10 protein-coding genes are annotated in these 14,584 nt (G+C 30.8%); 7 read left to right on the top strand and 3 right to left on the bottom strand.

The genetic code is table 11. The features are described 5' to 3' along the window. Window positions 1-168 precede the first annotated feature (168 nt). Complete coding sequence (locus CLV91_RS06030) at window positions 169-1,821, top strand: sodium/sugar symporter (RefSeq protein ID WP_121064954.1); 1,653 nt, start codon at window positions 169-171, stop codon at window positions 1,819-1,821. Window positions 1,822-2,042: 221 nt separating this feature from the next. Beyond that, complete coding sequence (locus CLV91_RS06025; protein ID WP_121064952.1) at window positions 2,043-2,897, top strand: hypothetical protein; 855 nt, start codon at window positions 2,043-2,045, stop codon at window positions 2,895-2,897. A gap of 3 nt (window positions 2,898-2,900) precedes the next feature. On the opposite strand, the gene CLV91_RS06020 is transcribed toward CLV91_RS06025, so the two are convergent. Beyond that, window positions 2,901-6,614 (bottom strand): metallophosphoesterase, encoded by a 3,714-nt coding sequence (locus CLV91_RS06020; RefSeq protein ID WP_121064950.1) that lies wholly within the window; start codon window positions 6,612-6,614, stop codon window positions 2,901-2,903. A gap of 56 nt (window positions 6,615-6,670) precedes the next feature. Here CLV91_RS06020 and CLV91_RS06015 point away from each other — a divergent pair, with 56 nt between their 5' ends. Beyond that, window positions 6,671-7,858, top strand: coding sequence for a Pycsar system effector family protein (locus tag CLV91_RS06015; protein ID WP_121064948.1), 1,188 nt, complete (start codon window positions 6,671-6,673; stop codon window positions 7,856-7,858). Window positions 7,859-7,866: 8 nt separating this feature from the next. Here CLV91_RS06015 and CLV91_RS06010 read toward each other — a convergent pair whose 3' ends face one another. Beyond that, window positions 7,867-10,239 carry a GAF domain-containing protein gene (locus CLV91_RS06010; protein WP_121064946.1) on the bottom strand — a complete coding sequence of 791 codons (2,373 nt, stop codon included), beginning with the start codon at window positions 10,237-10,239 and terminating at the stop codon, window positions 7,867-7,869. 112 nt (window positions 10,240-10,351) lie between these two features. Here CLV91_RS06010 and CLV91_RS06005 point away from each other — a divergent pair, with 112 nt between their 5' ends. Next, a complete protein-coding gene (locus CLV91_RS06005; RefSeq protein WP_121064944.1) occupies window positions 10,352-11,254 on the top strand; it encodes a metallophosphoesterase in 903 nt (300 codons plus the stop codon). 5 nt (window positions 11,255-11,259) lie between these two features. Here the strand turns inward: CLV91_RS06005 and CLV91_RS06000 are convergent, their stop codons facing one another. Continuing rightward, complete coding sequence (locus CLV91_RS06000; RefSeq protein WP_121064942.1) at window positions 11,260-11,988, bottom strand: energy transducer TonB; 729 nt, start codon at window positions 11,986-11,988, stop codon at window positions 11,260-11,262. A gap of 253 nt (window positions 11,989-12,241) precedes the next feature. Here CLV91_RS06000 and CLV91_RS05995 point away from each other — a divergent pair, with 253 nt between their 5' ends. The 3 genes from CLV91_RS05995 to CLV91_RS05985 all read left to right on the top strand — a co-directional run bounded on the left by CLV91_RS05995 (window position 12,242) and on the right by CLV91_RS05985 (window position 14,542). Beyond that, window positions 12,242-12,892, top strand: a complete 651-nt coding sequence (locus CLV91_RS05995) for a hypothetical protein (protein WP_121064940.1) — start codon at window positions 12,242-12,244, stop codon at window positions 12,890-12,892. Window positions 12,893-13,087: 195 nt separating this feature from the next. Then, window positions 13,088-13,780 (top strand): aquaporin Z, encoded by a 693-nt coding sequence (gene aqpZ, locus CLV91_RS05990; RefSeq protein WP_121064938.1) that lies wholly within the window; start codon window positions 13,088-13,090, stop codon window positions 13,778-13,780. 114 nt (window positions 13,781-13,894) lie between these two features. Beyond that, complete coding sequence (locus tag CLV91_RS05985) at window positions 13,895-14,542, top strand: hypothetical protein (RefSeq protein WP_245987149.1); 648 nt, start codon at window positions 13,895-13,897, stop codon at window positions 14,540-14,542. Window positions 14,543-14,584: the final 42 nt, after the last annotated feature.

The raw sequence follows: 14,584 nt of genomic DNA, 5'->3' as shown, positions 1-14,584 counted from the left end.
TTATGAATTGACACTAAAAAAGTTAAAAAAAAGACCAATATGTTAATTAAATCGCTTAATTTTTACCATTATTAATATTAACCGTATATTGTACATTTATTACCCCTTTTATATAAGCCTCAACACTTATATAATTTTTTAAACAATTTAACAACCAAACAAGAAATTATGACCACTGCATTTGAATTTTGGGATTATTTTATTTTTACTGCATATGCTGTATTAATTTTAGGAGTGGGTCTTTGGGTATCTCGTGATAAAAAAGGCCATCAAAAAAACGCTGAAGATTATTTTTTAGCAAGTAAATCTTTGCCTTGGTGGGCAATTGGCGCATCATTAATTGCTGCAAACATCTCTGCAGAACAGTTTATTGGAATGTCTGGTTCCGGTTTTGCATTAGGCTTAGCAATAGCCTCTTATGAGTGGATGGCAGCCCTTACTTTAATTATAGTTGGAAAATATTTTCTTCCCATTTTTATTGAAAAAGGACTATACACAATTCCTGAATTTGTAGAAAAAAGATTCTCTACAAACTTAAAAACCATATTGGCTGTATTCTGGATAGCTCTTTATGTTTTTGTAAACTTAGCTTCTGTTCTATATCTAGGTTCTTTAGCCTTAGAAACTATTATGGGAATACCAATGGTTTATGGTGTTATAGGACTAGCTTTATTTGCTGCCGCTTATTCTTTATACGGAGGATTATCTGCCGTAGCATGGACAGATGTGATACAAGTAGTATTTTTAGTTTTAGGTGGTTTAGTAACTACATACCTTGCTTTAAATACCGTATCTGGTGGAGAAGGAGTTATAGAAGGTGTAAAAGTTGTATATAATGCTGTTCCTGATAAGTTTGCTATGATTTTAGATAAATCTAACCCACAATACAAAAACCTACCTGGAATAGGAGTATTAGTTGGTGGCTTATGGGTAGCAAACCTATACTATTGGGGCTTTAACCAATACATTATACAAAGAACACTTGCTGCTAAATCATTAAAAGAATCTCAAAAAGGTATTCTTATGGCAGCTGTTTTAAAATTAATAATACCTGTTATTGTTGTTTTACCTGGTATTGCTGCATATGTAATGGTTAACGACCCAGAAATTTTGGCAAGCCTTGGAGAAGCTGGTTTAAAGAATTTACCTTCCTTGGATCAAGCCGATAAAGCATACCCATGGTTATTACAATTTTTACCTACAGGATTAAAAGGTGTTGCTTTTGCTGCACTTGCTGCTGCTATTGTTTCTTCTTTAGCATCTATGCTAAACTCAACATCTACCATTTTTACAATGGATATTTACAAGCAATATATTGACAAGAATGCTAGCGACAAAAAAACCGTAAATGTTGGTAGAATTTCAGCTGCAGTTGCATTAATTATAGCTTCTATTATGGCTCCATTACTTGGAGGTATAGACCAAGCTTTTCAATTTATTCAAGAATATACAGGTATTGTAAGCCCAGGTATTCTTGGGGTTTTCCTTTTAGGGCTATTCTGGAAAAAAACAACAAACAAAGCTGCCATTATTGGGGCATTAGTTTCTATTCCTATTGCTATGTACTTTAAAGTAGCACCTAATGGTTGGTCTACAAGTGCCTTATTTGTTGATGTTCCTTTCATGGATCAAATGGGATATACTACTTTATTAACTATGTTAGTTATTGCTATATTAAGTTATATGCAGAATAATGGAAAAGACGATGAAAAAGGAATTAACCTTTCTGGAGATCTATTTAAAACATCGTCTTTATTTACTATTGGTTCTTTTGCCGTAATGATTGTCTTAGTAGCTCTTTACGCTATGTTTTGGAACTAATACATAAAAATAGTTTTATAAAAATGGGATTAGTAAGTGTACTTACTAATCCCATTTTTATTTTAGTTGTCTATAAAATGAATTTGTCTTAAAAAACCATATTATTTAAAAACTAAAATTGTCACAAACTTGTATAAATTGATGTTAAACAAAGTAGAAACTAAAGCCCTTTTCTTTTTTATAAATTAACTTTGGGTATGTTATCCTAAAAAAACAATGCAATGTTCAAGTTTCTACTTTTTCTTATTACAATTTTTAGCTTAAATACTTGCAATAATTCTGACAAACTAGTTTTAATTACGGAGTTACCAAAAGAACTAAGCGAAAATTCCGGTATTGTTTCTTTCTCTGATACTCATGCATGGTTTGTGGAAGATAGCGGAAATAAAAATAAAATTTATCAAACAAACTTTAAAGGTAAAATTACCAAAACACTAGAAGTAAAAAAACGAAAAAATAAAGATTGGGAAGATCTTACTAAAGACAATAAAGGCAATGTTTATATTGCTGATACTGGCAATAATGAAAATAAACGTAAAGATTTAGTTATTTATAAAATCCCAAATCCTGAAATAGAAAAAGGAGATAAAATTAATGCTGAAGCAATACACTTTTATTATCCAGAACAAGAAAAATTTCCTCCTAAAAAAACCCATTTATTCTATGATGCTGAGGCTATTTTTTATTACAACAACTTTTTATATTTAATAACTAAAAACCGTGCTCACCCATTTAATGGGGAAGCTTTTGTTTATAAAATACCTTCTATTGCCGGAAATCATAAAGCACAATTAGTAGATACATTAAACTTTTGTAATGATTGGAACACCTGCCAGATAACTTCTGCAGATTTAGCTCCAGATGGCTCTAAATTAGTTTTATTAAGCTATGGAAAGTTATTTATTATAACCGACTTTAAAGATGCTAACTTTTCTAAAGGAAAAGTAGAAACTATAGATTTAGAATCTACAAACCAATTAGAATCTGTTTGTTTTTTAAATCAGAGTACCTTATTATTATCTGATGAAAAAAAAGGGCCTACAGGAAGAAATATGTATTCCTATAAACTTAAATAACTTTTAGAAACCAAACCCAATTCCAAAAGAGAAACGGACACCATCTTCACTATTAAAAAGAGCAAATCTAGCTGAGGCTACATCTGAAGCATTTAAGAAAAAACCTCCACCTGCAGAAGTATGCCATTGGTTAGAACTTAATCCAGGAAACCATACCCTACCGTAATCATAACCACCATAAACCCCTATAGTAATTGGTATTATTCCTGTTTTCATTGTTCTTAAATTGTATCTTATATCTGTATTTTGATAATAAGCAGTTTTCCCAGTAAACCTTTGGTTTCTAAAACCACGTAACCCATCTAAACCGCCAATACTTGCTGCTTGGTAAAATTCATACCCATTTCCAATATTAAAATGAGCTTTCCATTTTGTTGCAAATACCAAACTACCACTAGGAACTAATTTATAATTAAAAGAAATACTTGGTATAACAAACCCATAACTCTCCGCTTTACCATCTACACTTGTTGTATAACCTGCATGTAATGATGTTGCCATCCCCATAGTTGGAAACGCATTATTATCTATATTACTATAGGTATATTCCCCATCTACTCCTACAAAACTTTTACTATTATCAATATTAGTAGAGGTTAAAAATGTATTTATAAAACGATTTTCTGTTTCTTCTACCTCAATAGATTCATAGGTAACTCCTGTTCTAAATTTTGAACCAAGTTCTCCCCTCCAAACTAAGGAAGGAGCGGCTTTAAATGTTTCTAATTTTACACGATTAAAATCTAAGTCTAAATCATTATCTAAATTTTCTGAATCGTTACCATAACCAAAGAAATTAACACTAAAATTTGGGCTAGTTAACTTTGCTAATACTTCTAAATTTGCATTTCCAAATATATTTGCAAATTCCCCTTTATATAAAATATCAAAACCACTAGTTGCAAAATAAAATTGTGCGTTTAATATATGCCTTCTTGTAAAAGGGTTTTGTCTAAGTCCGTTATAAACATAAGTGTTAGAGATGCCCAATCTAAACCCATCATCTGGGTTATAGCCTGCCATTGGAATTAATTGGTTATTACTAGTTTTATATTTTATAGGCTGGTATGTATTAGTTTCATAATCTGTAGTAAAACGTACTTTAGCCCCCTTTATACTTTTTAAAGTATTTTTTTTAAGCTTATTATCATAAAGGTAAACTCCTTTACTATTTACTACATCATAAATATCATTATTTTGACCTCCAACAATACGAAGCTTAGGCATACTTTTAGTTATATTTTTTACATCAAAATAATCATCATCATCTAAGCCATAAATCCAGATTTCTTTAGAGGTAGACTTACTGTAAACTTTACTAAAAAATTGATCTGTCTTTTTTCCTTTCTTAATACGATGCCCTTCTACTTTTATACTATTACTTCCCTGTCCTGTAATCGTAAAATAGTCATCTTTATCTGTCCCAGTAATTGTTGAAAATTTATTCAATAAATTAAAATAGGCTTTAGCAGTTTCTATTAAATGTTGTTTTCTAGAAAGCAAAATGCTTTTTAATTCTTCTGTTTTTTCTCCTCGTACTTCCTTCGGAAAATTTAAAAAAGCTTGATCTATTACTTCTTCTGTAATATTTTCTTGTAAATATCTAGCTTGTTGCAACCATAAATCTAAGGTTGTTTCTGGCAACAAAGTCATATCTAAAGCAAATGTCATAGGAGAGCCATTAAAACCCTTTACATTTCTTATTTCATTATTAAAACCCTCCATTAAACTTAAGGATGGTATTGCTCTTGTTGCGAAACTCATAAAAGCACCGTCTCCCATTATAGAAAAAGCTTGATCGCGGTCTCTAGGCACAGGTTTATATATAGTTTCTCCTGTTTCTTTATCCTTAAATTCTGCCCAACGCCACTGATCTGTATGCCTATCCCAATCTCCAATAAGCATATCAAAAAGGCGAACTTTTACATAAGCTTGTTTATCTATTTTAAAGTCTTCATCTTTTCGTAACTTTTTAAGTAAGTCATCTGTGCTTTTCATTTTATTAGCGAAACCAAAGCTTTTTTTATCCCCATGATTATCATCTGTGCGCTCTTCTATCATATACAACGCATCGCCAAACTCATCTGTATACTCTTTAATTGCCGGTTGTTTAGGAATATAATATAAAACAGGATTTGTATGGTATATACCAACCGCATCAGACAAAGTACCAATAGTAAATGGCGCATATGGGTGTGAACCTGTATAAAAATCCAAAAGTGTTTTTTGTACATAGGTATCCTCAAAATCTCCAATTATATATTGGTCTTTAAAAGCTGCAGCTTGCAAATAAACTTCGGCACTTTTACGTAAAGCGCGCATAACATATTCTTGCCCTTTACTATTTACTAGTCGTAATGATTTAGATTGGTGGCCTCCTCCTTTTCGCATTACTTTTAAACCTCCAAAAAGTGTGTCTAGATTTACAGTAGGAGCTGCTACTTTTTGTCCGTAAATATCTCTATAACGTTCTCCCCAAAACCATGTATAAAATTTAGATTTTTCCACCTCTTCTTTACTATAAATAGATGCTTCTACTAAAGGAGGAAAAGAGGTGTTATATGCTCTTTTATTTTCTTTTCTTTGCGATGGCAAAACTTCTGAAGTATATAAAAATTTCTCTGTGTTTTTTTCAGAAATACCATAATAACGCACTCTTGAAGAGCCATCTTTATAAACTTCTAATACTGCATATCCATTTTTTCCTGTAGAAAATTTAGCGCCATTTAATAACTTAGATGCTTCCTCTTTAGCCCCAGAACCACTTACTATCTGAGGTATGTTTTCTTCTACTATGTACTGTAAGGTATGTTCATGACCTGAAGCAAAAATAACTTTATTAGAGTACTGTGCTAAAGTTACTATCCTTTTTCTTAACTCTCTGTATTTACGGTTGTTCATATCTTGCATAGAAGCCCCTGTTGTTCTTCGCAAAACATTAATAAAAGAACCTAATATTGGAAGTGGAATTCTTGTATGTCCTGGATATATATTCTTTTTAAAAGAAGTTTGCCCGCCATGTACACCATAACTAAACATTGGATGATGTATAGCTATTATGGTGGTTTTATCCTCATTCTTCTTAATTAACCCTTCTAATTCTTGAAAAAACTTTTCACGGTCTTTAATCTCACAATCATCATTCATTGTTGGGTGTTTATCCCAATTGGCTAAATACCACTGAGAGTCTATTGCTATTACTACAACTTTCTCATTAATCTCTATTTTTTCTATAGGACAACCATTTTCAGGAAAAAAAACTTCTTTGCTCTTTAATGCATCTTGTATGTATTTTTCTTCTCTTTCTAGGCCTTTTAATCCATCATTATACCAATCATGATTCCCAGGAATAAAAATTGTATTGCCCTTATAATTAGAAAGTGTTTTTAATTGTGCATCTAAATGATTTTTTGCAATCTTATGACCTTTAACATCTTTGTCTTTATCTGGTAAACCTGCAGGGTAAATATTATCTCCCAAAAATAAAACGGTGCTATTATCTTCTGCTTTTTCTAGTCTTTCTTTAAATAGTTTTAAGGTTGGATTAAGCTTATTTTCTGGAGATAAACCTGCATCTCCAATTAAATAAAAGGTATGCGATAATTCTTTATTTGTAGCTACATCAATAGCACTATCATTGCTAACATACTTTTCTTTTTTTGTAGCACAACTTCCTAAAAGTATTATAAATAGTAATCCTAAGTAATATTTTTTCATAACTATGCTCTTCAATATAAAATTTGTACTTTGTAAAAATATTATAGCTTAGGATTATGACAGGAATAATTGAAAAAACACAACATTTTGTCGAAGAATTATTATCTAATAAACTGGATACCAATTACCTTTATCATAATCTACGCCACACCCAACGAGTGGTTAAAAGTACTAAAGAATTATTAGATTCCAGTGATTTATCTGAAACTGAAAAAGAAGTTCTAATTTTAGCATCATGGTTACATGATACTGGCTATACTTTAGGTAAAGATAACCATGAGGAAAATAGCTGCAAAATTGCAAGAGATTTTCTTAATACCCAAAACTATAACACAGAACTATTAGAAAAAGTTAGCCAGTGTATAATGGCAACACAGCGCTTAGCCGTTCCTAAGACTTTGCAAGAAAAAATTCTTAGAGATGCAGATGCTTCTCATTTTGCGCAAAGTAGTTATTTAGAAACTTCTGAGTTTTTAAGAGAAGAACTTCGTTTGTTAAACATTGCCACATACACCTATAGAGAATGGTTGAATCTAAATATTAAAATGTTTAGAAATGAACATAGGTATTATACAGATTATGCTATAGAAAATTGGCAGCCAAAAAAAGACAAAAATTTAAAAAAACTTATTAAAGAAAAAAAGCAAGACAAAGCTATTGCAAAAAAAGAAGCATTAAAAGCTTCTTATAAGAGTGAAAGCCCAGATAGAGGAATACAAACATTATATAGAGTTACGTTAAAAAACCATATAACCCTAAGTAACATTGCAGATACTAAAGCAAATATTTTACTGTCTGTTAATGCTATTATTATTTCTTTAGCACTATCTAATCTTATTCCTAAATTAGATAACCCTTCTAATAGTTATTTAATTTACCCTACCATAATTTTCGTTATTTTTAGTGTAATTTCTATGGTTTTGGCTGTTTTAGCTACTAGACCTAATGTTACCAGTGGAGAATTTACCGAAGATGATGTGAAACAAAAAAAAGTAAACCTTTTGTTTTTTGGTAATTTTCATAAAATGAAATTAGAACAATATGAATGGGCAATTAATGAGCTAGTAAAAGACAAAGATTACATCTATTCTTCTTTAACCAAAGATTTATATTTTCTTGGATTGGTTTTAAATAAAAAGTACAAAATTTTAAGATGGACCTATACCATTTTTATGATTGGTATGGTATTATCTGTTTTAGCCTTTGCTATTTCTTTTAAATACTTTGTGCCTGTAGCAAATTAAAGTTTTAATTACTCTTTTAATTCTTCCATTAAATCTGCATACGTATATGTTTTTTTGGAAGATTTATCTGTTTTATATAAAATCTCTGCACGTATTGCTTTTAGACCAGAAACCCCCTGTAACCCTTCTAAGTCTACTATTTCTACTTTATCTGTAAAGTATCCTTTAGACTTTAAAAACTTAATATATCTTAAATACTCTAACTCGTCTTTCTTTTGAGAATACACAATAGAAATTTTTCCGGTTTGTGTTAGCCTTTCATTTGTTCCTTTAATGTAAGATTTATCTATTCTCTTTTTAATTACTTCGTAACGTGCATTATAAGTACCATCTACATCAAACTTTTTCTCATCCATTCTAAACCTTATAGACAAAGAGGAATTATGTACTAAAATTAATGAGGCAGCATCTAAAGGTACCGGCAATTCCTTTTTTAATTGGTAGTGCTTATTTTCCATTTCACACATTACCTGTAATTGCCACAATCTTAAGTTATTAAGGTATATATGATTATACTCTTTACCTTCAGAAATAGAAGCACCAACATACATGTTATGCTCTACGCCATCTGTTTTATAACGCTCAAAATAATGTGGAAACATTTCTTGTGCTTCTACTTGTTTTTTATCTAATACAGATGCTAATTTCTTATTTATTAAAGTTACACTATTATCATATTGTTTTCTATGATCATAGTATGAATTAGTTTCTAAATCTATTCCGCTTTCATATTTTAAAACCTTTTTTTCAAGATCTTTATCTAAACTTTTAATATGATTAAAAACTGGAACTATTTCATCTTGAACAAAATCAAAAATAGATTGCTCACTATTGGTGTAGAGCATTTCTTTTATACTATCTAAATGATTTGTTACTCTAAACAATAACTCCTCGTAGACTGGTAATTTATATTTTTCCCAAGTATTTTCAAGAACCTTACTAATTTGTGTAAGTTGTATAAGTAAATCCTTTTGAATAGCTATATTTCTTGCTTTAGAAGAATCTTTTATATCTATTTGCCCATAAAGAGGAAATACATCTTTAAATGTAATTTCTTTAAAGGAAGGTTGCAAACCTTCTAATTGGTCTTTAATAAAGAATTTTGCTTCTTCTCTAAATCTCCAATACACAGAAGAATGTACAGAGGTACATTCATTTTGTATAATAGCGTCAATATAATTTTCTTCTTCATTTTTAGATCTTACTACCGCAGATACTATAAAGGGCATAATATCATCTAACCTATTAGCATTAACACCATTAAGAACATTCTTTTTATTAGAAACTACTTCTAAAACACCTAACAATTCTCCTTCAGATGCAATTGGTGCAAAAATTACACTTTTTACTCCTTGTTTATTAAGAACCTCATATGGTGCAGCTCCATTTGTAGCTTTGTTATACTCTTCAAGATTAGGAATTGTAAAGTAGCTATTTTCATTAAGTAGCTTAGAATAAGACTCTTCGCATAGTATATCTTTACATTCTGCAGACCTCATACCGTTTAATATAAAACTCTTTACATTTTTACCATATACTGGCTCTAATTGGTTGTCTCTAGAATTATATACTACAAAACCTACTTCTATATCGGGTAACCTAAAAAATGATCTAAAAATTTCTTGTAAATTATCTATAAAATTTTCATTTCCTCTTTTATCACTAGCTATTAATTGTGATTTTATTTGAGATATAGAATGCTCCGTAGTAACATCAAACATATTAGAAATAACAAAGCCTTTAGAAATAAAGCTTTCTGGTGGTATTTTCTCCATCCATAACGCTACATTATCAGGATTTGCCAAAAGCTCATCTACATCTTTTCTAGTAATTTCCTTAGCTTTCTCAGTAGGCAATAGTTCTAAAAAATCGGCATTGTAAAGTATTCTATAATGGTGCATAACACCATTTTTATCCGGTATATTATAAAAAAATGGTTTTCTAAAATCTAAATTATACCCATAGTAAAAATTTAAAATAACTATACATGCCATAATATAATCATTACCATTATCTATATTGCTTATAGATGGCTCGTAATCTTCCCCAGCATCTCTTAGTATATTCTGGAACCTTTTAGAAGAATTAAAAATTACGTTATTGTATGGTAAAGAGGCTACTTTTATTTCATTCCCTGTTAATACTTCAGAAAAGGTATCCTGTAATATTTTTTTTATAATATCTCTGTGTTTTAGTAAGAGAGATACATCTGTAAAACCATCTCTAAGCTCAGGAAATGGCTCTTGAGACTTTAAAATATGAGAAGCTCTAGCAGACAAAAATGCATCATCTCCTTTTTCTATTTCCTCATAATGCGTTAAAAGTTTGTTAAAACTAATAACATGCTTTATTGGCATTAACTTGTCTAGAGTTTTTATCATATCCCTTTGAGTCGGTTATTTACTTACAAAATTACAAAAAACACAGGTTTTAACTATGTTAAAAAGGGTGTTGTTACCTAGTTTTTCGGATATTTATCTAAAAATTAATACTATGTCTTCTTTTTCTAGATTAACAAAAGCTTATAAAAATGCGAAAATTGTCCCTTTTGATGATTCTTCAAAATTTATACTATTTAGTGATTGTCATAGAGGAGATAATAGTTTTGCTGATGATTTTGCAAACAACAGAAATATATATTACCATGCACTAAGTCATTATTACAGAGAAGGGTTTAATTATTGTGAATTAGGAGATGGAGATGAATTATGGGAGAACATACATTTTAAATCTATTTTTGAAGCGCATAAAAGTATTTTTAAACTGCTTAAAAAATTTCATTTAACTAATAGATTACATATGATTTGGGGAAACCATGATATGGTTTATAAAGACCCTGAATATGTAAAAAAACATTTGTCTAGTTATTTTGAACCTATTGATGCAGAAGACAAAGAACTTTTTAAAGACATTGTATACAATGAAGCCGTTGTTCTAAAACACAAAGAAACTAATCAAGAGATTTTTTTAACTCATGGACACCAAGCAGATTGGTGGAATTATATTTTTTGGCGCTGGGGTAGGTTTCTTGTAAGGGTACTTTGGAAACCACTGCAAATATGGGGCATAGCAGACCCAACAAGCCCGGCAAAAAACTATACCGAGCTTATAAAAGTGGAGAAAAGAATAAAAAAATGGATATTAAAAAATAATCTAAAAATTACTGTTGTTGGGCATACGCATAGACCCCGTTTTCCAGAACCAGGAGACATTCCCTTTTTTAATGATGGTAGTTGTGTACATCCTAGAAGTATTACTGGCATTGAAATTGAAAATGGAAAAATAGTTTTAATAAAATGGCAAATTGCTACAAAAGAAGATGGCACTTTACAAATAGTTAGAATAGTTTTAGAGGGCCCTCAAAAAATATCCCAATACCAAGCAAAAAATCATTAATGTTATTATTTTAAAATAAAATTTATAGGAATACTATATGGTACTGTAACAGGTTTTCCTCTTTGCTTTCCAGGTGTCATTCTTGGCAATGTACTAACAATACGGCTAGCTTCTTTCTCCAACCTTGGGTCCGGCCCCCTAGTTTTTACTCCAGTTATATACCCTTTGCTGTTAATAGCAAAAATTACAAAAACTCTTCCTTTTACACCCATATCTGCAGCACTCTCTGGGTATGTAAATTGTTTTACAACATGTGCTTGTATTCCTTTTGCAAAACATTTTTTACGTTCTGCATTTGTAGTATACTTTTCGCATCCTGGAAAAATAGGCACATTCTGTATAACTGCAAAAGGCACTACTATTTCCTCTTCTACCTCTTCTCCTACTTCAACATCATCTACATCTAGTATTGGAGAATCTACAATAGTATTTTCGCTAGACTCTGTACTTTCTATTATAGTTTCTTCTATATCTTCTGTGTCATCTACTATCTCTATAATTTCTGGAGCAGCAGGCGGTGGGGGTGGTAATTCTGCTCTTAATTCTTTTGTTTGCGGCACTTCTTCTTCTAAATCATCTGCAACATTAAGCATCTCAACAATTATGTCATCTTTAGTATATGTTTTGTATTCCAAGGCTCTCCAAGTTACAAACAATACTATAGTTAGGCCAATTACAAAAAAGAGGCCACTGTCTCTATTTAAATCTGCTTTTGGGTTTTTTTTGACTTCCATAACTCACTAATTTTATTCACAATAAATTTAGATAGTATCTAAGTCCAAGAATATGATATTTGTCATTTTTAAAAAAAATATTGCTGTTTTATTATAATAATATAATTTTATAAGCTGTTTATTGTCAATATAACAATGTAATGATTACTTACCCTGATCTAACAACCTTCATTATTTTTAGTACTATTACCTATTTTGCCCTGTTAATTTATTTTAACCGAACTTTGCAATCTTTAATAATAAAACACAAACCATGCTTAAAAAATCATTCTTTATTGTACTAATTTCTTTATTATTTGTTTCTTGTTGGAAAAATAAAAGCCCAGAAGATTTAATACGTTTAAAAGACAAGTTTAAATCGCAAGTTTCCACTTTTGAAAAGAAAAAATCTAACGCAAACAAAAATGTTAACAAAGGACTAGAGTCATTAAATGCTTTAAAAAGTGCTTTAGAAGACACAAAAAATGAAGACAAAGAATTTGCAAAAGTATATGGCGATTGGGAAAAAGTAAATAAACGCGTAGAAAATCTTAACAAAGAGTATGAAGACTTAAAAACAAAAGCTTCTAATCTTTTTGGAGCAATGGAAAAACAAACCAATAGTCTTAGTGATGAAACCAGTAAAAAAACATTATTAAATGCTATTAGTAAGGCAAAAACAAAATATAATGCCACTTTAGAAAACACCTCTAAAGCTATAGGGAAACTTAGAATATTACATGGCGATGCTGTAGAAGTTGTTAAAGCTTTAGAAGTTGCTGCTGCTCTTAACTCTTTTGATAATATTAATGATCAAATGAAAAGCATAGAAGGAAGAGTAGAAGGTATTATGCAAGAACTTAATGTTGCTGTTGTAGAAAGTAAAAAACTTTACGAAAAGAAAATTACAGAACTAGGAGAGTAAACAACCTCGGGGCAAGCCCACGAGCATTTATTAGGAAACTAATTTTGATTTCGAGGCAAGCCTCAAAGCATTTATATCTCGATTATCGCGTAAAGCCATACAAACAACTATTTTATACACTGCAATTGTTACACTATATTTTCATATATTTAAGTACACTAAACATATAGTAATCATTAACTTAAATAAATAAACATGAAAAAATTAGTAGCAGAATTTATTGGAACATTATGGCTAGTTTTAGGTGGTTGCGGTAGCGCAGTTCTCGCAGCAGGTTTCCCAGAATTAGGTATTGGCTTTGTAGGGGTTTCTCTTGCTTTTGGCTTAACTGTTGTAACTATGGCGTACGCTATAGGGCATATTTCTGGGTGCCATTTAAATCCTGCTGTTTCGATTGGCTTATGGATTGGAGGTCGCTTTAGTAGCAAGGAGCTAATTCCATATATAATAGCTCAAGTCCTAGGAGGTATCACTGGTGCTGGAGTTTTATATATAATTGCTACTGGAAAACCCGGTTTTGAAGTTGGTGGCTTTGCAGCTAATGGTTTTGGAGAACATTCTCCAGGAAATTACACTATGGCTTCTGCTTTAATTACAGAAATCGTAATGACATTTATTTTTCTATTTGTAATTTTAGGAGCAACACATTCTAAAGCGCCAAAATATCTTGCTGGTTTAGCAATAGGGCTTTGCTTAACGCTAATTCACTTAATTAGTATTCCTGTTACAAACACCTCTGTAAACCCTGCAAGAAGTACAAGTCAGGCTATTTTTGCAGATGGCGGTTGGGCAATGGGGCAATTATGGTTATTTTGGGTAGCTCCCATAATTGGCGCAATCTTAGCAGGAGTTGTTTATAAATACTTATCTCCAGAAACAAATGACTAAAATATTTTACCACTATACTTTTTTACAAAAAAAGAAAGTATAGTGGTATTTAACTATTTGTAAAACATGCAATGGCAGGGTATTTGCTATCTTTGTTTTAAATTTTACACTTTAATGAAACCCCTGCATAAAATATTTTTTATTTTCTTTTTTCTTCTGATATTTCAGTTTGGGAATGCACAGAGTGATTTACCTACCCAAAATCCATTAAGTATAAAAGCCGAAGAAAATAATACAAAAAGTAAAGGTCCCGTATTAAACATCCCTTCAGTAATTAACAAACAACCAGATATAAATATTAAAGATTCTCTTGGTCGTAGACCTGTAAAAATGCTACCTGAAAGGGAATTAGTGCAAGCAGGACACGACCTTAAAATAGATCCCAAAGTTGGCCCTAGAGAACCTAAAGAAGGCTCTAAAGATTTTTTTGGAGATCAGTATTTAGGAGATGTAAAAAACAATGGAAAGTTTATAGGTATTGTTTGTCGTGATCATGAATATGTAGATGGTGATCGCGTAAAAATTTGGGTAAATGATGTTGTTGCAGACCCAAACATTCTTTTAACTAGTGCCTTTAAAGGTGTAAATGTAGATTTAAAAAAAGGGTTTAATAGAATAGATTTTGAAGCATTAAACAATGGTTCTTCTGCTCCTAATACAGCACAAATAAATGTGTATGATGATAAAGGGGAATTAATCTATGCTAATAAATGGCTCTTATCTTCAGGTTCTAAAGCCACTTTAATTATTACAAAAGAATAAGTGCTAATATTTACTTAAAATTAACCTCGTAGGTATTCCATA

It is taken from the genome of Maribacter vaceletii (assembly GCF_003634105.1).
In the GTDB taxonomy this organism is placed as follows: Bacteria; Bacteroidota; Bacteroidia; order Flavobacteriales; family Flavobacteriaceae; genus Maribacter_B; species Maribacter_B vaceletii.
This window is presented reverse-complemented; position numbering and strand designations above follow the sequence as displayed.

Bases quoted from the DNA above. Each gene is read 5' to 3' on its own strand.
- CLV91_RS06030 (WP_121064954.1), top strand. From the start codon at position 169: ATGACCACTGCATTTGAATTTTGGGATTATTTTATTTTTACTGCATAT.
- CLV91_RS06025 (WP_121064952.1), top strand. From the start codon at position 2,043: ATGTTCAAGTTTCTACTTTTTCTTATTACAATTTTTAGCTTAAATACT.
- CLV91_RS06020 (WP_121064950.1), bottom strand. From the start codon at position 6,614: ATGAAAAAATATTACTTAGGATTACTATTTATAATACTTTTAGGAAGT.
- CLV91_RS06015 (WP_121064948.1), top strand. From the start codon at position 6,671: ATGACAGGAATAATTGAAAAAACACAACATTTTGTCGAAGAATTATTA.
- CLV91_RS06010 (WP_121064946.1), bottom strand. From the start codon at position 10,239: ATGATAAAAACTCTAGACAAGTTAATGCCAATAAAGCATGTTATTAGT.
- CLV91_RS06005 (WP_121064944.1), top strand. From the start codon at position 10,352: ATGTCTTCTTTTTCTAGATTAACAAAAGCTTATAAAAATGCGAAAATT.
- CLV91_RS06000 (WP_121064942.1), bottom strand. From the start codon at position 11,988: ATGGAAGTCAAAAAAAACCCAAAAGCAGATTTAAATAGAGACAGTGGC.
- CLV91_RS05995 (WP_121064940.1), top strand. From the start codon at position 12,242: ATGCTTAAAAAATCATTCTTTATTGTACTAATTTCTTTATTATTTGTT.
- aqpZ (WP_121064938.1), top strand. From the start codon at position 13,088: ATGAAAAAATTAGTAGCAGAATTTATTGGAACATTATGGCTAGTTTTA.
- CLV91_RS05985 (WP_245987149.1), top strand. From the start codon at position 13,895: ATGAAACCCCTGCATAAAATATTTTTTATTTTCTTTTTTCTTCTGATA.